Here is a 21,241-nt window from a genome sequence, read left to right as displayed (position 1 = left end):
GCCACGAAGATAGGGAAATAACGAATGAGGATGAGCGGCCGCCGCGCCATTCCGCTTTGGCTGCCGGCATTCCGTTGGGGAATATGCCTATGCCCGAACCATGCGCACCTATAACGGAACGAACGCGCCGCCGGATGGCGAAATGGCGCCTGCGGGCGCGCGTACGTACTATACTGAGGGCATGCTGCATGCGGGGAGTCGGCGCAGGTGCGCCGAGCAACAGCGAGGGGAACAGCTATGAACATCGAATACGGACGCGAGTTCATCGAACTTGCGCGGTGCCTGAATTTCACGGAAGCGGCCGGCAATCTGAACATCACGCAGCCGGCGCTCAGCAAACACGTGCTTTCACTTGAGAAGGAATTCGGAATCGACCTGCTTGACCGCGACCGAAAAGGGCTGCAACTCACAGAGGCGGGGCGCATTCTGTTCGAGAACGCCAGCGCTATGGTTGAGGCCTACGACCGTACGAAGCGCTCGATCAACCTGATCAAAAGCATGCGACCCATCAACGTGATCGGCTGCATGGACGACTCCGACGTGTCGGCCCTCATGTCCATGACGGCCATGATCGCCCGCGAAACGCGCCGCGCAACGGTGGTGTTCAACCGAAGCGTCGGCGACCCTATCGAGCTGGTGGAATCCGGCGCGTGCGACGTGCTTATCGAGTACGTCAGCCCCACCGACATGCAAGAGCGCGGACTGCGCTGCCGGCCGTTCACTGCCGCGCCGCTCATCGCGATCGTGGGGCTGAACCACCCGCTTGCCACCGCCAGCGAGATCACCTGGGAAGACCTGCGCGACCAGACGCTGCTGAAGTTCACCAGCGACGTGACGGAGACGTCGTGGAACCAGATCAGCGCCGCCTGCAGCGCGCACGGTTTCAAGCCGAAAACCCGGCAGGTTTCCGCCTGCAACAACGTTGAGTTCTTCGGCACGCCCCTGCGCGGCGACGTGCTGCTGTGGAAAAGGACGGAGAAACAGGTCGGCCTGCTGCTGGAAACGGGATGCCGCGCGGGCGTGCCGCTTGTCGGCGAGCTGAGCGAGCTGACCAGCTACCTGGTGTATCGCCCCGAAAACGAGCAACGGCTCCAACCGCTGTTCGAGTCGGTGAACGACGTGCGCAAAATGCTCGACGAACGAAAAGCCGCAAAGCGCACGCAATAAGCGGCCAACTTCTCAGCGAGCACTCGACCCCAAGACGCAAAACGGCCCCTTCCGCTTGGGGGCTTTCCTGTTTGCAAGGGGTAAGGGGAAAGGAAGCCTCCAAGCGGAAGGGGCCGCTTGAGGAAGGGAGTCGGTTTTCAAAGGGCCGGCGGGCCGTTGGGATGGGGCCGGCCGACAACGTAACCGTTTTTCGTAGGGCGGAGCGAGAGCTCCGCCCCGATTTGGCAGCGCCCGGAGGGCGCGTCACCATCTTCCGGGGAGCGCGGGCGGTTCGGGGCGGCGAGAAACCGAACTTTCCGTGCTTCGCGACGCCCGGCCCGGGAAAAGGTGCAGGTTTTTGAACTTTCCGAGCCTCGCGACGGGCCTTGAGGCTCGGAAAGTCCGATTTCCTGCACCGAGCGGGCTCCAGAGCCCGAAGACGCCGTCGGGCAGCGACGGAAAGTTCGATTTCCTGCACCAAACCCGGCCCGAAAGAGCGCGAAGACCCGGAAAGTTCGAAATCTTGCACGGCCGGGAGGGCCGTCCGCGAGTGGGACGAAGGGACTGTCCCTTCGTCCCACTTCGGCGACGCCCTAGTAGAACATGAAGACGCTCAGGCCCGCGCCGTAGAAAGCTACGCGCAGGCAGATGGCGCCGGCCAGGGCGGCGACCACGGCAACCGCGCCGAAGAGCCTCCAGCTTGCCGCGTCGCCCTTCTTCCTGGCGAGCAGGCAGCAGGCCAGGGGCACGATGGCGCCGACCACGACCGCGCCGAGCCACAGGAGCAGCGCCTGGTCGCCGATGGCGGCGCCGGCGTCCACCATGGCCTTGGTCGGGTGCGTGGGGTCGAAGTAGTAGCCCACCTCGGTGAACGAGCCCGCGCTCATCTGGACGTAGGCGGCGTAGGCTGCCGTGCACACGGCGCCGATGACGGAACCGACGATTGCGGGCATACCCAGCGCTTGCGTGTCCTCGCCCTTGGCGGCCAGCACCACGGCCACCGTCGCGGGGCCGAGCAGGCAGGCCGCGCCCACGATGGACAGCACCTCCAGCACGGAGTTCCACGCCGGGCGCGCCGGCATCATGTAGCTGTGCGCGCACACGGCGGCCAGCACGACCGAGATCGCGATCGCCAGCACGGCCATCCACTTCGGCAGCGTGCCGCCGTCGGCGCTCTTGCGCGCCATCACGAAGTAAGCCACCGCGGCAACCACGAACACCACGATCGCGATCAATTCCTGCGTGATGCCGGACGTGATGTGGCCGAAGCCGTTGAAGATGCGCTCCCAGTGCTGCAGGTGGAAGAACACGCAGATGCCGCCAACCGCAAGCAGCACGCACGACACCACGGCCAGCAGCTGCTGCGACTTCTTGCCAGCGCCCTTCAGCGCCAGCACGCCCTGCACGCCGAACACGCCGCACGCCCAGGCGGTAAGGGTGGTAAACAGAATCAAAGGCCATTGCAGTTCCATGATTTACTCCTCCCCTTGCCAATCGCGGTTGCGCAGGATGTACACGAACGACGGATGATTGCCCACGTCAGGCAGGTGATGCACGTCGGATTCCTTGTACGCCGGCACGCAGTCCTTCAGCGTGATGCGGTTGTGCAGCGTCTTGTCGTAGCTCGGGTCGCCCTTGGTGACGTCAACCACCCACGGCGCCTCGAAGCTATCGATGCCCTTGTCAAGGTCGCCGAAGAAGCGCGCACGACCGCCGCACTGGGCGACGCACGCCGGCAGCTCGCCCTGGGCGATCTTCTGCTCGCACAGCGTGCACTTCTCTACCACGCGCTCCTCGGTGTTCAGGTAACGCACACCATACGGGCAGCTCATGGCGCAGAACTGGCAGCCGATGCACTTCGACTTGTCGATCTGCACCGTGCCGTCGGCCGCAATGTGCGACGCCTCGGTCGGGCACACCTTCACGCACTCCGGGTCCTTGCAATGCTGGCACTGCACGGTCATGAAGTACATCTCAATGTCCGGCCACGTGCCGCAGCCGTCCTTCTTCGGGTTCGGGCCGATGCGCAACGTCTTGTTCCAATAATCGCCCACCGGCACATTGTTCATGGCCTTGCAAGCGACGCTGCACGCCAGGCAGCCCACGCAACGGTTCAGATCCGTCGCAATCGCATAATGAGTCATGTTCCGCACCTCCCTTTACGCTTCGTTGCGGATGTCGTAGTTCGGCAGCCATTCCTTCAGACGCGGGTCGGATGCGTCGTGAATGATCTCGTTGCCCTTGTGGTCGCACGGCACGGGGTTGCCGAACGGGGAATTCTCAGGCGTGGCCTTGTAGATGTTCACCGGGTAGGCGCGCAGGTAGCTGGTGCCGGAAATGCGGTCCTGATACCCCTTGCCCGTGGTGACCAGGCAGTTGCAGCCGCACAGGTCGTAGCCCTTGTCGGCCTGGTCAAGCTCGGGGAACCACCACTGGTGCTCCAAGTTCACCACGCCGGGCGCGACGCCGTGGTACAGGTCGGCCACCTGGCGGATCTTGCCGTTGTCGTTCTCGATCCATACCCAGTCGCCCTGCTCGATGCCCAGTCGCGCGGCATCCTGCGGGTTGATCTCGATGCGCGGCGCCGGCCACATCTCGCGGCACCACGGCAGCTGACGGTGCTCGCTGTGGAAGTACACGGGGATGCGGCGGCCAGACGTGGCGGTGAACGGGTACTTCTCGTTCATCTCCGGGTCGGCGATCGGGCTCAGCGGCGGCTCCTTGTACGTGGGCAGGAAGTCTTCCTCGTCCTCGGGCATGAACGTCTCGATGAGCGTGGACCAAATCTCCATCTTGCGCGTCGGGGTGCCGAAGCCGGGCTTGGCGAATTCCTCGAGCGCGTTCTTGTCGCCGTAGGCCTTCAGCGGCATCATGCCCGTCTCGTAGCGGCGGTACGTGCCCCACGTGTCGGGCGCAACAACCTTGCAGTCCTTCCAGCCGTTCTGCTCGAAGTCGTCACGGTACTCTTCCCACGTGGTGGGCGCGCCCGCACGGCCGGTGTTCAGCATGATGTCAAGGTTCTCGATGCGGTCGGGCCACTTGTTGTCGTCGGGGCCCCACTGCTTGCCCATATATTGGTAGATCATCGTGGCAATCTCGATGTCGTGCTTCGTGTCCGCCGGCGGCTCGATGGCGCGCACGGTTGCGCCCTGGCCACCCGAGGGACCCTGCGACATGCGGGGGCAGTCGGTCTCAAGCCAGTGCTGCGCGGGCAGCAGGATGTCGGCCATGCCAGCGGTCGGCGTCTTCCACAGATCCTCGCACACGAAGAAGTCCAGGTTCGGGAACGCGCGCCACTTCTGCAGGCTGTTCGACATGCACATGAAGTCGCCCGTGGAGCACCAACCGGCCTTGACCGGGTACGGATCGCCCGTCTCGATGGCCTTCCACACGCTGGCGTCGTCCGCCCAGCCCTGCCACCAGCCAAGCAGCGGGTAGTCCTCGATGCCCAGCGTCTTGTTGAACTCCTCGGCCGAGATGTTCGGGATGCCGGGGGCCACGGCGCCAAGACCCGCCTTGAACACGAAGTCGCCCTGCGTGCCGCCGCGGTGACCTGCGGGAACGTCCCAGTTGCCCGACAGGCCGATGTAGGTGTCCATAGCGCGCACCATGGCGATGGCGTTGCAGCTGTGCTCGATGGCCAGCTGATACTGGATGCCGCCGTTGCCGTAACCGGTGGTGGGGTCGATGCGCCTGGCATGCGTCAGGCACGCCGTCTTGATGGTCTCGGCCGGCACGCCGGTGATCTCGGAAACCTTCTCGGGCGTGTACTCGGAAACGCGGTCGGTGAACAGCTGCCACACGGGCGTGACCTTCGACTTCTTGCCGTCTTTGAGTTCCACTTCGAACTCACCGTACAGCGCGGGGTCGATTTCAGGATCGAACGGCGTGGGGTCGGGCACCCAGCCTTGCGACACGCCGGGCACCAGGTGCTCCTGCATGCCTTCGTGGCCGGCCGTGGGCTTGCTCCACGTTTCGCCTTCCCACAGGCCCGTGCCTGCATCGAAGTACGTCATGCGGTTGTTCAGGTTGTCCCACACCATGAACTTGTGCGGGTCGCCGTCTTCCTTCAGGTCGCTTTCCTTCAGCAGGCGCGTCTTCATCTGGAACTTGCCGCTGGTGAAGCGGTAGGTCTCGTAGCCGGTGGCCTCGATGTCGTTGCACACGAGGAACGGGCCGTTCGTCCACTTCTTGGCGAACAGGTCGTCGTACAGCTCGTTGTTGATGAGGATGTTCAACCAGCCCATGGCCATGGCGCCGTCGGTGCCGGGGCGCAGGTTCAGCCAGATGTCGGCTTCCTTGCCCAGGTTCGTCATGCGGGGGTCAACCACGATGTGCGTGTCGGCCTTCTCGGCAACGTCCACAATGGTACGGCACGAGTCGTCGTAGTTCGACAGCTCCGGGCCGGTGCCCCACGACGTGTACACCTTCGGGCGGCCGACGGTCTCCATCCAGGAAGCCTGCATCATGGAGTTCATGGCGGTGGCGAAGAAGCGCGGTCCCTTGCACACCTGCCACGGGATGCACATGTTCGGGCTGCCGACCAGCTGGCCAAGCGCGCCGTACGCGAACATGCCCCAAATGCGCGACGTGCCGGACATGCCGAAGATGGCCTCGCCGCCGTAGCGGTCCATGGTCTCCTGCAGCTTCTCGGCGATGGTGCTCATGGCCTCGTCCCACGTGATGCGCTGCCAACCGGGATCGTCCTCGCCGCGCGCGTTCGTGCGCTTCATCGGGTGGTACAGGCGGTCCGGGTGATACGCCGCCTGCAGCGACGCCTGGCCCTTGCCACAGTGGTTGCCCATCGACTGGAAGGCGCTTTCATCGCCCTCGGTGCGGATGGCGCGACCGTTCTCGACGATAACCCACACGCCGCATTCCATCTTGCCGCAGCCGCGGCAGCAGGAACGAACGCGCTTGGTGTCGCCCGCCTTGCTTGCAGTGACAGTGCTCGACTCGGCCAGCGCGGCGCCCGCGGGCGCAACAACGGCAGTGGCGGCCGCGGTGGCGGCGGCCAACTTCGTGAACGCGCGACGCGTCATCGTAAGCTTGCCCATGCATCTCCTCCTTCTCTCGTCTTTTCAACGAAACCGACGATACCGGGCGAGATGAGGGGCGCGAATCGGGTACGAGAGCCGATTTCACCATATCGTGCGAAAGACATGACATGCGCTGAACTGGGGTTTTGCGAATTCGCGAAAATCGGGGCATTCTCAGCGGGTGAAGCATACCTATAATGAAAGCAAATCGATATGAGTTGCCGAGGGGAGCACTTTTGGGGGAAAGGGAAACCAAAACGCAGCGCGCTACGGCGCAGCTGCTGACGCCGGCCATTTGGGGCATCGGCATTGCGTTGGGGTGTGTGCTGGCGTGGCCGCTCATGGCGTTTCAGAGCATGAACCTGTACGCCGGGTTCGACAATCGTGAGGCCATCCTCGATCAAGCATACCTGCTGTCCATCGTTGCCACCACGGCCACGCTGGCGGCGTGCGGCCTGTTCCACAAAAGCTTCGACCGCGTGTTGGGTTCGGTGCTCGCGCGCTGGGTTTTCCCCGCAGGCATGGCCATAGGCACGCTGCTTATCCTGGGCGCCGGCGCGCCCGGAGCTGCCGGCACGGCGTTCGCCGTGGGCTTCGGCCTGGCAACGGGCGTGTTCTCGGGCTTGTTTCTGATGAATTTCGGCGCCGTCATCGGTATGCTTTCCATTAGGCAGTCCGCCGCCGCCATCGCCATCGGCTACCTGCTTTCCAGCGTGCTGTTCTTCGCGTTTCTGTTCTTCGGGCAGCTTGAAGCCACGCTCATGTGCGCCAGCATGGGGCCCGTTGCCGCCGTGTTTCTGTTCTACGGCGTGTCCGACCTGAAGATGGACAAGCGGCAGGCGAACTCGCTGCCGGCGCAGGCCGACCCCGACGACGCCGACAAGCGCCAACTGCACAGCCTTATCTTGGCGTTCGGCCTGACCATGCTGGTGGCCGGCGCATCCTACGAGCTGTCGCGCACGCTGTACGTGCAGATGGGGCACTTCGCCGCGGGCGCCGTCACGCCCTACGCCGTGGCGCAGGGCGCCGTCACCACGTTGACGGCCGTAGGCTCCATCAGCGTGGCGCTGGTGCTTATCACGTCGCGCGGCATCAAAGGCCCCGAGGTGGTCTATCGTCTAATCACCACGTTTCTGCTGATAGGCGCGCTGCTTTTGCCCGTGCCGATGCTGTTTCCCGAAGTGCCCGCGTTCGTGCCGCTATCCATCGACGTTGCGGCGTTTCAGTGCCTGGGCATGGGCATGTGGATTTTGATTGCCGGCCTGTGCCGCCGCTACCAAACGTCGTGCCTGTTCGCGTTCGGCATCATCCGCGCGGTCTGGGCCGCCGGCCCGCTTGTGGGCATGCTGGTAGGACGCTGGCTGTGGTACGGCGTGGGGCTTGACGCGCAGGGAGCGTTCACCGCAGCAGCCACGTGCGTGCTGCTCATCGTGCTGGTGAACAACTTCGTGTTCACCGAGCGCTCGCTGGCGCTGGCGTTAAGCATCATGCCCACCGACCGCAAGCAGCGCTTCCAAGACCGCTGCCGCGCCGTCATCGAGCGCTACGGCCTGACCGAGCGCGAAGGCGAGGTCATGATCATGTTCGCGAAAGGCCGCAACCTGCCCTACGTGCAGGAGGAGCTGTGCCTGTCGAAGAGCACCGTCAGCACGCATCGCCAACACATCTACCAAAAACTCGGCGTCCACTCCGCCCAAGAAATGATCGACCTCATCCAAGAAGAAAAGGGCTAACAAGCGGAGTCAGCCATCCGGCAGGGGCAAGCCCCTTGCCAGATTTCCAGTTACGTCCTGATTTTCGCCATTTTTGGCGATTTTACGTCCTTGTTTTCGCCATTTTTGGTTAAAATCAGGACGTAATTCCAATACTATCGAAAGGCCGCATCATGAAGAGACACCTCATGACAGCGCTCGATGCATGGAAGAACTCCAAGCGCCGCAAGCCCCTTATCCTCAACGGAGCCCGCCAGGTCGGCAAAACATGGCTACTCAAAGAATTCGGCACAACGCGCTACGACAACGTCGCCTACGCCAACTTTGATGGATCAGTAGCACTTGCCGCGTCTTTTGCCGCCGACTTCGATATGCGGCGAATCCTCACCAACCTGCAAGCGGCCACGGGGGAGAAAATCGTCGAAGGCTCCACGCTGCTTATCCTCGACGAGATTCAAGAGTGCCCGCGCGCGCTAACCTCGCTTAAATACTTCCAGGAACAAGCGCCCAACATCCACATTGCCGCCGCCGGATCGCTGCTCGGCCCTACCGTTCACGAAGGCACGGGGTTTCCCGTCGGCAAAGTTAATATGCTTGATTTGCACCCGCTCGACTTCCGTGAGTTTCTCGACGCAACGGGAAACACCATGCTGCGCGAGCTCGTTGACGAAGGCGACCCGACAAGCATCAACGCATTTGGACCGAAGCTTACCGAGCTGCTCAAACAATATTATTTCGCTGGAGGCATGCCGGAAGCCGTTGCGGCGTTCATCGACGACGGCGCTCTCGAAAGCGCGCGTAACGTGCAGGAGGAAATCCTTCGCTCGTATCGACTCGATGCGTCAAAGCACCTAAGCGCACGCGAAACCGAGCACGTCCTTGCAGTCTGGGATTCACTACCTGCTCATCTGTCGCGCGAGAACAAAAAGTTCGTGTTCGGCCAAATCCACGATGGCGCCAGAGCGCGCGATTACCGCTCGGCGATAACCTGGCTTGTCCAGGCTGGGCTCGCAACAAGGGTCGACCGAGTCTCGAAACCAGGCGTCCCCCTTTCCTCGTATGCAAGCGACAACGCATTCAAACTATTCTGCCTGGATATAGGCTTGCTTGGGGCACTTTCGGGGCTCAACCAGCAAGCTATCGCAGAAGGCAACGCGGCATTCACGGAATTCAAAGGCGCGCTGACCGAGCAGTACGTCTGCCAGCAGCTTGTCGCAAGCTGCGGACTTGAACCGTTTTACTGGTCCGCCGACAATTCCCGCGGAGAAATTGACTTTCTTGCACAAAAGGCCGGGAAAACTTACGCCATCGAAGTAAAGGCCGAAGAGAACCTTCGAGCAAAGAGTTTACGCGCTTTCAAAGAACGCTATCCCGATGTTCAAGCGCTGCGGTTTTCCCTTTCCGGCTACCAACAACAAGACTGGATGGCGAACGTGCCGCTCTATGCCATGTTCAGCGAGAAGCTGTGGGGATGAAAGCGCCCCCTTGAACGTTCCGTGTTCGCCGGCGGACAATGCTGGAGTTCGCTCGTAGCTGTTTGTTAGAATCGTGCGAGATTAAACCCCGAGGAGAAAGAGCGCTTTTGCCAGCTTCGTGCAACCTGACATCGGCCGCAAACCGCGCAGTCGCGCTGCTTTTGTGCGCGCTGCTGGCGTTCGCATGCGTTCCCGCCGCCCCCGGCGCGGCGCAGGCCGCAGACATGGACGCAAGCGAGCGATTCGCCGCCCCCAGCGAAGCCTCCACCCCCGTCGGCGAATCGCTCCACAACAGCGAAGCCGCTTCCACGGAAAGCAACGCCTCGAACGCCGGCGACCAAAATACCGCCACGTCCGACGGCGAAACCAACGGCGCGCAAACCGTGCGCGTCGGCTGGCTGCTGAACAACCAGGACTTTCAAAGCGGCATGCCCGGCGAATACCAATCGGGCTGGGGTTACGAATACCTGCAAACGCTTTCGTACTACGCGCCCGCGTGGAATTACGAATACGTTCCCGGCACGTTCACCGAGCTTATGGACAAGCTTGAGGCCGGCGAAATCGACCTTATGCCCAACATCTCCTACACGCCCGAGCGCGCCGAAAAGCTGCTGTATTCCACGAACGCGCAAGGCACCGAACACTACTACATCTACGCCAAGCCCAGCAACGATGCGCTCACGCAAGGCGACCCTGCGGCGCTCAATGGCATGACCATCGGCTGCAACAGCGGCGTCATGCAAACCGAAGCGGGCATGCAATGGCTCTCCGACGAAGGCGTGACCTGCAACTATAAGTTCTACAGCACCGGCAACGAGCTGTTCGACGCCCTTTCGAACGACGAAGTGGACGCCATCATCATGAACGACACGATGTCGTCCGAGGATGCGCAGCCCGTGTTCAGCGTTGGCGAAAGCAACTACTTCCTGGTCACGCCTAAATCTCGCCCCGACCTTATGAGCCAGATCAACGCCGCCATGACGTCCATCAGCGCGGCGAACCCGCGCTACAACGATGAGGTGAAAACCCGCTACTCCGTAGGCAACGCCGGCACGTCGGCGCTCACGAACACCGAGCGCTCGTGGCTTGCCGCGCGCGGCAACACCATCAAGTTCGGCTATCTTGACAACGTGCTGCCCTACAGCACCGAAAGAGGCAGCGAGCTTGCAGGCGCGCTGACCGAGCTGATCAACACGCTGGAAAACCAGTTTGGGGTAAAAATAGAAGCAACGGCTTTCCAGTCGAACGCGGAGCTGCAAGACGCGCTTGCAAATGGCGCCGTTGACGTTATTGCGCCCGTTTACAAGGACTACTGGATTGCCGAGCAGGCCGGATGCATCCAATCGGCATCGTTTGCCAGCACGGCACTTGTTGCCCTGTACAGCAGCAACGACCTTGACGCCGCATTGGGTTCCATCGCCCAGGCGCCTGCGCAACTGGTGAACAAAGCCGTGCTGGACACGCGCTACCCCCAGGCAAACATCACCGAATACGCTGATGCAGTCGGGTGCATCGAAGCCGTGAAGACCGGGCGCGCTGGCTGCACGATTGTGTCAGTTCCCGCATTGAATCCCCTTCGCGAAAAGGTCGATATGAGCGACCTGAAAACAACGGAACTTGCCGAAGGCGCCGAGCTGACCTGCTGGATGCGCAAGGGCGATTACACCCTGCTCAGCATCGTGAGCAAAGGCGTCATCAACTCGAAAGACGCCCTCACGGCGGCAACGTACTCGCAAGATACCCGCACCGAAGACGAATCCGCTTTCGCGGAATTCGTCAGCAAGCATCGAATTATCATCGTCGTCAGCGTGCTTATGGTGCTGATAGTGTTTATCCTTGTCCTCGTGTGGCTGCTGCGGCGCGCACGCCTCGCGCAACAGGAAGCGCAAGCCGCCAACGCCGCGAAAACGGCGTTCTTGTCGCGCATGAGCCACGACATCCGCACGCCCTTAAACGGCATCATCGGCCTGCTGGAAATCGGCGACCTGCATCCCGACGACGCGAAGCTTGCCACGCAAAACCGCAAGAAGGCGAAAGTGGCGGCCGACCATCTGCTCACGCTCATCAACGACATCCTTGAGATGAGCAAAATCGAAGACCGCGCCGTTGAGCTGGAGAATGAGCCGTTCGATCTTGAGGACCTCATCCGCGACATCTACATGCTGGGGCAGCTGCGCGCCAACGAGCGCGGCGTCGACCTCGCCATTAAAGGCGCACGCACCCTCGACTTCCCCAACGTGTACGGCAGCCCCGTGCACGTGCGACGCGTGCTGCTGAACCTTGTCGACAACTGCATCAAGTACAACAAACCCGGCGGCAGCGTCACCTGCACAACCGTGAACCTGGGCGTAGAGGGCGACGTGGTGACGTACCGCTTTACCATCGCCGACACGGGCATCGGCATGACGCCGGAATTCCTCGAGCGCATCTTCGAGCCGTTCACGCAGGCCAACGACGACGCGCGCAGCAACTACCAGGGCACCGGCATGGGCATGCCCATCGTAAAGGCGCTTGTCGAGGAGATGGGCGGCGTCATCACGGCAACCAGCACGCTGGGCGAAGGCAGCACGTTCACAGTGATGCTGCCGTTCACCATCGACCGCAACCCGCAGACGCATCAAAGCGACGACGAAAACGCCAGCGACATCTCCCTTACCGGCATGAGCGTCATGCTGGTTGAAGACAACGAGCTGAACACCGAGATTGCCCGCACGCTGCTGGAGAACGAAGGCGCGCAGGTTACGTGCGCCGCCGATGGTCAGGAAGCCGTTGACCTGTTCTGCAGCAAGGCGCCGGGCACGTTCGACGTCATCCTCATGGACGTGATGATGCCGAAGATGAACGGCTACGAGGCCACGCGCGCCATCCGCTTGAGCGACCGCCCCGACGCCGCCACCGTGCCCATCGTGGCCATGACGGCCAACGCGTTCGCCGAGGACGTGCAAACCGCCAAAGAAGCCGGCATGAACGACCACGTTTCCAAGCCCATTCAGCTCGACATTCTTAAGGAAGCCCTAGCGAAATACCGCCACGGGTAGCAGCCGCGCAGGCAATCACCGGCATTTGCCGAAACATTATTCCTCGTCGAACACGCTGCGCTCGGTCGGTAGATAAAACGCCACGAGCCACAGGAGGAATACCGCGACGCATCCAAGAATGCCCCACACGATGGGTTTGGCAACCAAGACAGCGCTCACCGCCATAATCGAGTACGAGATGCCCAGTATGGTCAGCTTCTTCTTCACCGTAACGCCTCGGCCGCTCTTGAAGGGTTCAACGTAAGCTTTATAAGCCTTCGTCTCAACAAGCCAAGCATTCAAGCGCTCCGAACTGCGCGAGAAGAAAAACGCCGCCGCAAGCAACAATGGCGTAGTGGGCAGAACGGGCAAGAACACACCAGCAATGCCCAGCGCCGTGCACAACGAGCCAAGGATAACAAACAAGCATTTCTTAAGAGCGCTCAAACCAATTCCTACCTACTAGGTTTAATAATCCACTCGCTCATAATAACAAAGCTCCCATCATCCCCGCGATAGGGATAAACCCTTCAATAGATTCCCAAATCGAAATTGTCCTGAATCGCAACTTTCCCAAATTGTTCGCTTACTCCCGAACGCAAGACCAACTTCAAAGCTCCCGCCGCAGCAGGCGACGCCAAGAGGCGGCAGGCAACGATATATCAGAAGCACGTCGGTACGCGAAGCAAGCAAGGAGGGGTCGTCGGACGGTTTGAGACCCGCCCAAACTGGCTTATCCTTCCACGACCGCTTTCGAGCCGGTGCGCGATTTTGTGACGGTGATGCGTTTGGGGATGTTGGCTTTCAGGTCCTCAACGTGACTGATGATGCCCACAAGCTTGTTGCCACCCGACAAATCCGACAGCAAGCTGATGGCGTTGCCAAGCGCTCCTTGGTCAAGCGACCCGAAGCCTTCGTCCACGAACATGGTGTCGAATTCCACGCCGCCAGCGTGCGCCTGTACGATGTCGGACAGCCCCAGCGCCAAGCACAGCGATGCCTGGAACGACTCGCCGCCAGAAAGGGAAGACGCGTCGCGCGCCCTGCCAGTAAAGCTGTCGATAACGTAAAGCCCCAAGCCGGCCTTCGAATTTCCCGACGATTCGGCCCAGCGCACCAGCTCGAACTGCCCGGCCGTCAACACGCGCAAGCGCTCGTTCGCCGCCGCGATGACGCGATCGAAGTACATGCCCTGCACGTACGCCTCGAAACGAATCTTCGCCTGACCGGTCAGGTTGCCGTTCGCCGCATCGGCCATCAGCTTGATACGGCCGTAGCGCTGCTCGATATCGCCCGTACGCTGCAGCACATCCCTCAGCTGGCGCAACACCCGTTCGTTCGCTTGGATGCGCGCGCTCACCGCGCTTTCACGCGCCGATGACTCCTGCCCCTGCTTGAGAAGCTCATCTTGCTGCGCCTGCGCTTTTTCAACATCGATTTGCGGCAGCTCCGCAAGCTGCTTGGCCTTATCTTCCAGCAGCTTGCGATTCGTCTCGATGTGCTGCTTATTGACCGTAAGCGCCCGCTCCGCCGCATCGCGACGCGCCTTAAGTTCTTCAGCTTGCGCTCGAAGCGCGTTCGCCTTACCACGAGCAGCATCAAGCGACGGAAACTCCAGGTCAACCTTTAAATGTTCAACACGCTGCCGGACAAGTTCACAATTCTGGGAAAGCTGCCGCCATGATTCCTCCGCTTGCTGTGATTGGGCAAGCGCCTGCTGAGCCGCCGCTTCCGCTTTGCCGCAACGCCGCTTCGCCGCCGCCAGCTGCTCAACCGCCTGTTTCGCGTTATTCAGATGCGTGCGAGCTACCGCCGCATCATCTTGGGCCGCTTTGTGCACGCGCAACGCCTCGTTGGCATCGGCAACCGTCAAACGCTGACGCAACGCGTCCGCCGCAGCCATCTGCGCATCCGCCTCTCGCTGCGCTTCATGTTGAGCATCTTTCGCCTTTGCAACGTCGTTGCGCGCCTTGTCCATCGCATCGTGCGCACGCTGCACAATGACGTGCGCAGACGTCGCCTTTTCCTGGCGCTGCTGAGCCTCCGCAAAAGCCTGCCGTGCGCGCTCGAGCTTGTTTGCGGCCTGGCTAAGTGCTTCAGATGCCGCCGCTTCGCCGCCACACTCGGCGTCAAACGAGCGTAATGCGCTCTGCGCCGACTCGAGCACGGTCCGACAACGCTCCGCCTCGCGGGACGCCTGTTCCGCAACGCCCCGGGATGCAGCTTCCTGCTCCGCCGCAGCATCAACTTCGTCGTCGCTTGGAATCGATTCCGTTGCAACAGCCGGAGCCGGATGGTGCACAGATCCGCACACAGGGCAGGGCTCGCCTTCTTGCAAATCGGCCGCCAGCATGCCTGCGCGCCCTGCACGCTGCAGCTTTTGCAGCCGCTGCAACGCCGATGCGTCGGCATCGTGGTGCGCTTCCGCCTCTTTCAGGCTGCACAACGCCTGCTGGTGAGGCCCTTCCGCAAGCGCCGCCGCACGCGCCAGCTCAGCGCGACGGTCGACCACCTGCTGCGCATCGCGCTGCGCCGTTTGGGCGCGCTCGACTGCCGCATGCGCCTCGCTGCAAGCCGCATCGGCGCCGGCAAACGAGTCGAACGCGGCTTGCGCCTGCTTGGCCAAATCCTCCGCAGCAGACTCCTGCACAACGCATGTCTTCAAATCCTCGTCAAGTTTTTGCGCGCGCAGCGCAGCAGCCTGCGCCGCGGCGACCTTGCCCGCATACTCACGAGCATCCGCCAACACGCGCGCCGCCTCGTCCACCTTCGCCTGCGCGGCGTCGAAGCACCCCTGCGCTTCAGCCTTGCGCACTTCCGCATCAGACAGCTTTTCCACCGCTAATGCGGCATCAGCCCGCTGACGCTCCGCAGCTTCCGCCGCCTCTTTCGCGCTCGCGCTGGCCTTTTGCGCCGATTCCGCTGCCGCAGCTTCTTCCCGCAGCTTCCGCTCGGCCTCCCAAAGCGCTTCGTATTTACCCAGCGTACCCTCGATCACCGCCGCCTGCTCAACAGCCTGTGCCCGCTGGTTATCGGTAGCTTTCGCAGCCTCGAAATCAGCCTGAAGCTGTGCCGACTTTGCCTCATGTTCCGCAAGAACGCTTTGCAACCTCTTTTGGTCCAGCAACGTTTGCTCACGCGTTTGAGCGCGCATCGTCAAACCATTAGCTTCTCGCCACTTGTTGCGCAACGCCTCGGTTTCCCCGTGCAAGCGCTGCAACTCCGGACGGTCAACGCCCAGCAAGCTCTCAAGCAGCTCGGCAAGCCAATCGCCCAGTGACGCAGCTCCGCGGACACGTTCCGCCAGTTCTTGCTCGCGCGGGTCTTCGGGCGGGAACGCAACCGCTCGGGCATTCGCAACAACCTCGCGCTTCAACGACTCGTTTTCGCGCTCGAGTTTGCGACTCTCCTCGCCCAACCGTTCCTGCAACCGCTCATGCTTTTGCGTAGCGAACAGCTTGCGGAAGATGCCCTCGCGCGTAGCCGTGTCGGCGGTAAGCAGTTTGCGGAACTCCCCCTGCGCCAGCATAACAATCTGCTTAAACTGGCTTGCATCAATGCCAAGCAACTCTTCGACTTCGGTTGTTACCTTGCGAACACCGCTGATGCAGCGTCTGCCGGGAAATTCTATCTCGGCATTCGCCGTTTCCTTCGTGGTGCCTTCTCCGCGCAGCTTTGCGCGCTCATAATCGGGATTGCGCTTCACGCGATACGTTTGCCCGCGATACAAAAACTCCAGCTCAACGAACGTTTTGATTGCTGGGTCAGCATAATCGCTACGCAAGCTCGACGCGCTGCGCGCCCCGTTTTTGCTATCGCCGCTCGCTTCGCCGAACAACGCGAAGCAAATGGCATCGAAAATCATGGTTTTGCCCGCACCCGTGTCGCCGCACACCAAGTACACGCCCGACGTGCCAAGCGTGCGGAAATCGATGACCGTTTCATCTGCGTACGGACCAAACGCGGACATCGTCAGCTTCAGCGGCCTCATTTCGCGCCCCCTTCCTGCCCATCAGGCCCTTTTGCCACGTCGTGCTCAACGCCAGCAATAACCTTGCGCGCGAACGTTTTCTGAACCTCGTCAAGCTCATTGCCAACCTGGACCTCGTAGAACATCGAGAACAGCTCCAGCATGTCCAGCTTATCCGGGTCCGATGTCGAAGCAGTCTGCGTGCGATTCACCAGCACGTTGAGGTTGTCGTAATCAAGCGACATCACGTTGGGGTACACCTCGCGAAGCTTCGCGAGCGCATCAAGCTGCGGATGCTCGTCGGTTAACGTGATATGCACGTAGTCCTGCAGCGGATTGCGCAACTCGACCGCTTCACCGTCCGGCGCAACTGCCGCACTATCGGAATCTGTCGCACTTGCCTCACAAACGTCATCCGCACCACAAGCCGCCAGCCCATCAGCACCGACGTGGCCGGTCTGCCCCTGCTCCAATCGCCCATCGGTATCATCGGCGCCTTCGCAACCCGTATCGGCCGACACGGCCAGCAGCGTTCCCAACGCACCGCGCACTTCGCGAACATCATGCAACGGCTCAAGCGGGATAAGCTCTGTGGAAACACATGCGCCAACTGCATCACCGGGCGCCTTTTCTCCCAGGTCAACAAGCACAACACTTTTGTTGTAGCGCGCTTCGCTAAACGAATACTTCAGCGGCGAGCCCGAATAGCGCACCGTGTCACGGCCCACGCGCTGCGGGCGATGCACATGCCCCAGCGCCACGTAATCAAACGCGTCGTACACCGACGCATCCACATTATCGATACCGCCAAGCTTGATTTCGTCATCCGCGCGATCAGGCGAAACGCCGTATGCCGTTACCAGCTGATGCGACAGCGCGACATTGCGTGCATTCGCGTCAACCTCGCACGCGCCCAACACCGCACGCAGCGCAGCCGAGTAATCATCCCCTATTTCCACATCGGGAAAATACCGGCGCACATCGCCCGGCTTCAAAAACGGCAGCAGCCAAAACGCCACATCGCCCCATTCGTCTTCCAGAACAACGCGCTCGACCTCACCCGCATACACCGGTGGGAAACACACGCCCTGGCTTTCCAGCAAACCCTGCGCATACGCGATGCGCTCCGCCGAATCATGGTTGCCGGGAATAGCAAGCACACGAAGGCCCGCCGCCACCGCATCGGTCAAAAACGCATCGAATACCGTGACGGCTTCCGCACTTGGCGACGCCTTGTCGTAAATATCACCAGCAATAAGCAAGGCTTTAACCTGGCGCTCTTCTGCAATTCGCAGAATTTGCCGCAAAATATGCCGCTGATCATCCAGCAGCGAAACGCCATTCAACCGCTTGCCAATATGCAAGTCGGACACATGCAGCAACCTCATGGCAACCCCTACCCTTCCAGGTCCTTGCGAACAAGATAGCGAAGATAGTCTGACCTGCTCATCGACAGGCTTTCAGCACGCCCATCCATTCGTCGAACCTCATCTTCGGTATCGCGATACGTAATGGATTTCATGCGACTGCCGAACAAACTTGGGCGGCCGACCACAACGGTCTCCCCTTCCGGCCATTCGCCAGATTCGTATGCCTGCGAATCGATATGCAGCTGTTTGATTTCCTCGTCGCACAGAGAAAACCTGTTCTTCAACTCATTGTCTCCGATCGTGGCCATGCGCGCCTCCCGTCAAACCGAGCTCTTTATAAGCACGAGCCGTCGGCGGCGTATTCGCGTGAAAAATGAGCACTCCGAACGGCTTTTTGCGGCCCACAACCTCAATCGACCGCCCATGCTGATCGAATCCGATGGCAACAAAATCGACTTCTCCATTCGAACAAGCACGCCGCGCCACAGCAACGGCATTGCGCCACGCGTGAAGAACCTGCTGCTCCGTCAAACCATGCACCAGCGCATGCTCGTGCACGAACACGTCATTCATCGGACCCTACTTATGTCTTGCATAATACGCCCTCGCAATTGCCCATTCAACTCGCCACATCACAGTGGATGTAGCCTATCAAACCGACCTTGCAGGGCTTTTACCCAAAGCTTGCGCAGAGCGCTGCGAAACCTTGCACGAACTATGCCGACGAGCTCGTTGGGTTCTTGCGAAAAGCTCGGAGTTGTCGCACGCCCGAGCGTTCGACTTGCACACCGCGCTTCGCACATCGGGAAAAGCACGAGCTGGCTGAATGAATTTGCGCGCCATCCAGCCCTGCTCACAAAAGCATATTGGCAGCTCGGCGCCACAAACTGCGGCGCCGAGCAACAAGTTTATTCCGTTAGAGTTTTCCCTATTTTTACCGCCAGCCACCCCTAGTCCCAAACAACAGCAAAGCCGCCCGCAATTTCGCGAACGGCTTTGCTACTTGGGGCCGCAAGGCTCAATCTGCTGCCAAACGCAACGGCGCCAAGCCTCAAAAGCTACTCCGCCTTCGCGGGCGCATCGAACTGGCCGGCGCAGTGCGGGCAGCGCGTGGCGCCTTCCTTAACCTCTTCCAAGCAGAACGGGCACGTGGGCACAGCCGCGGGCGCCTCTTCTTCCTTGCCCGTCAGCTTCTCGCCGATGTTCTGCGCCTTGTTCACGGCCTTCACCAGCACAAACACCACGAATGCCACAATGAGGAAGTTAATGCACGCGCTGATGAACGCGCCGAAGTCGATGTCGGTGCCGGGCACCACCAAACCGGAAATGGTATCGGCGCCGCCTGCGATGACGGAAATCAGCGGGTTGATGATGTTCGTGGTCAGCGCCGTCACGATAGACGTGAACGCGCCGCCGATGATAACGCCAACGGCCAGGTCCACAACGTTGCCGCGATTGATAAACTCCTTGAACTCGGCGAGAAACTTCTTCACCCTCAACCCCCCTTCTTCCCAGATAGCACGCCGCAAAACAGCGCCGCCTTCAACACAAACGGCGCCATTGTAGCAAGGGCTTAGCGCAAAGGCCAATAGTGCGTGAGGGCCTGTTGGCAAAAATCGCTCATGTATGTGATTTAACTTGGATGTTTTTGATAGCGAGGCCAACAAGTTTACGTTTTCCCAGTTCACAGCCGGGTCGATTTTCGGGCTTCACCGTGCAGGGCGATTAAATCACATACATGAGCGATTTTTATTTGGAGCCCCGTTGCAAAACATGGCCGACGCTGCGATTTGCAACGTCGGCCGCGTCAGCAAGCTTTTCATCCGCGCTTCGGCAAGCATCAAGCGACCTTCACAGCAGTACGTTTCGCCCGCCCGTAGTCGTGGCAAATTGCCGCTTACGGCTTTGACTCAGCAGCAATGCCAATGCGCATCAGCACGCAACGTTACGTGGCCAACGTCCGCGCAGCCGCAACCAACTTGCTAGCCCAGCGTGATGCCGCCGGTGGTGAAGTGCAGGATCCCGAAGGGCGTTTGGGCATCGGGCAGCGCGGGGAACAGCGACGGTTCGAGCACGCCAAGGGCAAGCGCCGCGCCCGCGGCAATGGCCGCAACCACCAGCAGCACGCCTCCGACCAGCAGAAACGCCTTCCATGCCTGCGCGTTGCGCCGCAGCCACGCCATGGCGCCAAGCGCCGGCGGCTCGGGCTGCTGCCCACCGCGCGCCACCCGCAGGAAGATCAGATTCGGAAACGGGGCTTCGAGCGCAACGTTCGACGTCGAGACGCAACTCGCAAGCGGCGGCAAACCCGCCTTATATCATGCGCTATTTGGAACTCGTAAGGCGGATTGCCGGAGAAGTCGGCGATGGCGCCATGCGCGTCCTTCAGGTAGAACACCTCGAAAATGGGGTTGTCGGCGGTTTCGTACTGGCCCTTCACGATGGGGTTTTCCAGGCACATCTCCTTCACGGACATATCGTTCACGAACACGGCCGTGCCGTGCAAGCGAATCCACGCATACTCGGGGCTGGACACCGAAATCTCGACCTCGGGGTTTTCCTCCATGTCCTTGTACACGTCCTTCGTGTTGTTCGTGCAGAACCACAGCTTGCCGTCCTTCTCACCCGAGAACATGAACGGGCGGCACTTCGCCTTGCCGTCACGACCGACGGTGGCCAGATACTGCACGGGATTGGCCTGCAAAAACTCGACGACTTTTTCCATGATGAATACCTCCTGTACGCTTTTCGCTCGGAAAGGCTTCACATTCCTTTCGCTGTGGATATATAATCACCGTAGCGCTTGATTTGAAAGTAAGCACCTTTTTGTTCTGTAGGTACCTGTTAGTAACTGTTGTGATTTACCTGCGGATACAGAAAGTTCAAAATGTGAAGAAAGGTCCACTATGGCTCAGCAAACAACGAAAGTCGCACTGCCGGCCTGCCCTGTAGAAACCACGCTGTCACTAATCGGGAACAAATGGAAAGTGCTCATCCTACGCGATCTTGCGCCGGGTAAAAAGCGTTTTGGGCAGCTGCAAAAGTCCATCGGCAACGTGTCGCAAAAGGTTTTGACCGCGCAGCTGCGTTCCATGGAAGCCGACGGCCTCGTGCATCGCGAAGTATTCGCCGAAGTGCCGCCGCGCGTGGAATATTCCCTCACCGACCTGGGTGAAAGCCTCAAACCCATCCTCAACTCCATGTGGGCCTGGGGCGAAAACTACAAGCAGCGCTTCGGACAATAGGCGCCAAGCAAATAGCGTGCCGCAATCGAATAAGGCGAGCAGATCGCACCGCCCATATCGCCATCGGCGTCGCCAAGCAAACATGCCTCGCAATCGTCAGAAAAACCATCACACGCCGAGTACTACCGCCTTCAACCACAACTCGCTTGCCCAGAGCGCAAGGCTCGACCACCTTGTCAGGCAATGCTAACGGAAGGAAATCGCAATATCCTTCCGTTATGCCGCTCCTTATGGAAGGATATCGCGATTTCCTTCCGTTACCGACCA

Annotated in this window: 16 protein-coding genes; 5 read left to right on the top strand and 11 right to left on the bottom strand. The window is 60.7% G+C overall.

From position 1 onward, the window contains the following. The first annotated feature begins 237 nt into the window (after positions 1-237). Entirely contained in the window at positions 238-1,167 is a 930-nt protein-coding gene (locus ET524_RS10405) for a LysR family transcriptional regulator (RefSeq protein ID WP_129425630.1), read from the top strand. A 572-nt stretch (positions 1,168-1,739) separates the two neighbouring features. Here ET524_RS10405 and ET524_RS10400 read toward each other — a convergent pair. The 3 genes from ET524_RS10400 to ET524_RS10390 are packed head-to-tail and all read right to left on the bottom strand — an operon-like array spanning position 1,740 to position 6,203. After that, entirely contained in the window at positions 1,740-2,618 is an 879-nt protein-coding gene (locus tag ET524_RS10400) for a dimethyl sulfoxide reductase anchor subunit family protein (protein ID WP_129425628.1), read from the bottom strand. 3 nt (positions 2,619-2,621) lie between these two features. Continuing rightward, positions 2,622-3,290 carry a 4Fe-4S dicluster domain-containing protein gene (locus ET524_RS10395; RefSeq protein WP_129425626.1) on the bottom strand — a complete coding sequence of 223 codons (669 nt, stop codon included), beginning with the start codon at positions 3,288-3,290 and terminating at the stop codon, positions 2,622-2,624. Between the two features lie 15 nt (positions 3,291-3,305). Next, positions 3,306-6,203, bottom strand: coding sequence for a molybdopterin-containing oxidoreductase family protein (locus tag ET524_RS10390; RefSeq protein ID WP_129425624.1), 2,898 nt, complete (start codon positions 6,201-6,203; stop codon positions 3,306-3,308). 218 nt (positions 6,204-6,421) lie between these two features. Between ET524_RS10390 and ET524_RS10385 the strand changes: the two genes are divergently transcribed. The 3 genes from ET524_RS10385 to ET524_RS10375 all read left to right on the top strand — a co-directional run bounded on the left by ET524_RS10385 (position 6,422) and on the right by ET524_RS10375 (position 12,410). Further along, the gene (locus ET524_RS10385) at positions 6,422-7,918 is read left to right on the top strand and encodes a helix-turn-helix transcriptional regulator (protein WP_161566698.1); all 1,497 of its coding nucleotides are present in this window, start codon (positions 6,422-6,424) and stop codon (positions 7,916-7,918) included. Between the two features lie 167 nt (positions 7,919-8,085). Then, positions 8,086-9,372: an ATP-binding protein gene (locus tag ET524_RS10380; protein ID WP_236648308.1), complete on the top strand. Its 1,287-nt coding sequence runs from the start codon at positions 8,086-8,088 to the stop codon at positions 9,370-9,372. Positions 9,373-9,479: 107 nt separating this feature from the next. After that, the gene (locus ET524_RS10375; protein WP_161566697.1) at positions 9,480-12,410 is read left to right on the top strand and encodes an ATP-binding protein; all 2,931 of its coding nucleotides are present in this window, start codon (positions 9,480-9,482) and stop codon (positions 12,408-12,410) included. Between the two features lie 36 nt (positions 12,411-12,446). On the opposite strand, the gene ET524_RS10370 is transcribed toward ET524_RS10375, so the two are convergent. From ET524_RS10370 to ET524_RS10335, 8 genes are all read right to left on the bottom strand, one after another. After that, the gene (locus ET524_RS10370) at positions 12,447-12,836 is read right to left on the bottom strand and encodes a YbaN family protein (protein WP_129425616.1); all 390 of its coding nucleotides are present in this window, start codon (positions 12,834-12,836) and stop codon (positions 12,447-12,449) included. A 286-nt stretch (positions 12,837-13,122) separates the two neighbouring features. Further along, the gene (locus ET524_RS10365) at positions 13,123-16,380 is read right to left on the bottom strand and encodes an AAA family ATPase (protein ID WP_129425614.1); all 3,258 of its coding nucleotides are present in this window, start codon (positions 16,378-16,380) and stop codon (positions 13,123-13,125) included. Then, a complete protein-coding gene (locus ET524_RS10360; RefSeq protein WP_129425612.1) occupies positions 16,377-17,747 on the bottom strand; it encodes an exonuclease SbcCD subunit D in 1,371 nt (456 codons plus the stop codon). The genes ET524_RS10365 and ET524_RS10360 overlap by 4 nt, the downstream gene beginning before the upstream one ends. An 8-nt stretch (positions 17,748-17,755) precedes the next feature. Then, on the bottom strand, positions 17,756-18,037 hold the full coding sequence (locus ET524_RS10355) for a hypothetical protein (protein ID WP_129425610.1): 282 nt from the start codon (positions 18,035-18,037) through the stop codon (positions 17,756-17,758). Next, positions 18,015-18,302, bottom strand: coding sequence for a hypothetical protein (locus ET524_RS10350; protein WP_129425608.1), 288 nt, complete (start codon positions 18,300-18,302; stop codon positions 18,015-18,017). Before ET524_RS10350 ends, ET524_RS10355 begins: the two co-directional genes overlap by 23 nt. A gap of 485 nt (positions 18,303-18,787) precedes the next feature. Further along, positions 18,788-19,222 (bottom strand): large conductance mechanosensitive channel protein MscL, encoded by a 435-nt coding sequence (gene mscL / locus ET524_RS10345; protein ID WP_129425606.1) that lies wholly within the window; start codon positions 19,220-19,222, stop codon positions 18,788-18,790. 489 nt (positions 19,223-19,711) lie between these two features. Continuing rightward, complete coding sequence (locus tag ET524_RS10340; RefSeq protein WP_129425604.1) at positions 19,712-19,957, bottom strand: hypothetical protein; 246 nt, start codon at positions 19,955-19,957, stop codon at positions 19,712-19,714. A gap of 11 nt (positions 19,958-19,968) precedes the next feature. Beyond that, positions 19,969-20,454, bottom strand: a complete 486-nt coding sequence (locus tag ET524_RS10335) for a pyridoxamine 5'-phosphate oxidase family protein (RefSeq protein WP_129425602.1) — start codon at positions 20,452-20,454, stop codon at positions 19,969-19,971. 181 nt (positions 20,455-20,635) lie between these two features. On the opposite strand from ET524_RS10335, the gene ET524_RS10330 reads away from it, so the two are divergent. Further along, on the top strand, positions 20,636-20,974 hold the full coding sequence (locus ET524_RS10330; protein WP_129425600.1) for a winged helix-turn-helix transcriptional regulator: 339 nt from the start codon (positions 20,636-20,638) through the stop codon (positions 20,972-20,974). Positions 20,975-21,241 lie beyond the last annotated feature (267 nt).

It is taken from the genome of Senegalimassilia faecalis (assembly GCF_004135645.1).
Taxonomy (GTDB): Bacteria; Actinomycetota; Coriobacteriia; order Coriobacteriales; family Eggerthellaceae; genus Senegalimassilia; species Senegalimassilia faecalis.
This window is presented reverse-complemented; position numbering and strand designations above follow the sequence as displayed.

Coding starts and splice junctions, on each gene's coding strand:
- ET524_RS10380 (WP_236648308.1), top strand. CDS start 8,086: ATGACAGCGCTCGATGCATGGAAGAACTCCAAGCGCCGCAAGCCCCTT.
- ET524_RS10400 (WP_129425628.1), bottom strand. CDS start 2,618: ATGGAACTGCAATGGCCTTTGATTCTGTTTACCACCCTTACCGCCTGG.
- ET524_RS10390 (WP_129425624.1), bottom strand. CDS start 6,203: ATGGGCAAGCTTACGATGACGCGTCGCGCGTTCACGAAGTTGGCCGCC.
- ET524_RS10355 (WP_129425610.1), bottom strand. CDS start 18,037: ATGGCCACGATCGGAGACAATGAGTTGAAGAACAGGTTTTCTCTGTGC.
- ET524_RS10405 (WP_129425630.1), top strand. CDS start 238: ATGAACATCGAATACGGACGCGAGTTCATCGAACTTGCGCGGTGCCTG.
- ET524_RS10330 (WP_129425600.1), top strand. CDS start 20,636: ATGGCTCAGCAAACAACGAAAGTCGCACTGCCGGCCTGCCCTGTAGAA.
- ET524_RS10360 (WP_129425612.1), bottom strand. CDS start 17,747: ATGAGGTTGCTGCATGTGTCCGACTTGCATATTGGCAAGCGGTTGAAT.
- ET524_RS10395 (WP_129425626.1), bottom strand. CDS start 3,290: ATGACTCATTATGCGATTGCGACGGATCTGAACCGTTGCGTGGGCTGC.
- ET524_RS10350 (WP_129425608.1), bottom strand. CDS start 18,302: ATGAATGACGTGTTCGTGCACGAGCATGCGCTGGTGCATGGTTTGACG.
- ET524_RS10365 (WP_129425614.1), bottom strand. CDS start 16,380: ATGAGGCCGCTGAAGCTGACGATGTCCGCGTTTGGTCCGTACGCAGAT.
- ET524_RS10335 (WP_129425602.1), bottom strand. CDS start 20,454: ATGGAAAAAGTCGTCGAGTTTTTGCAGGCCAATCCCGTGCAGTATCTG.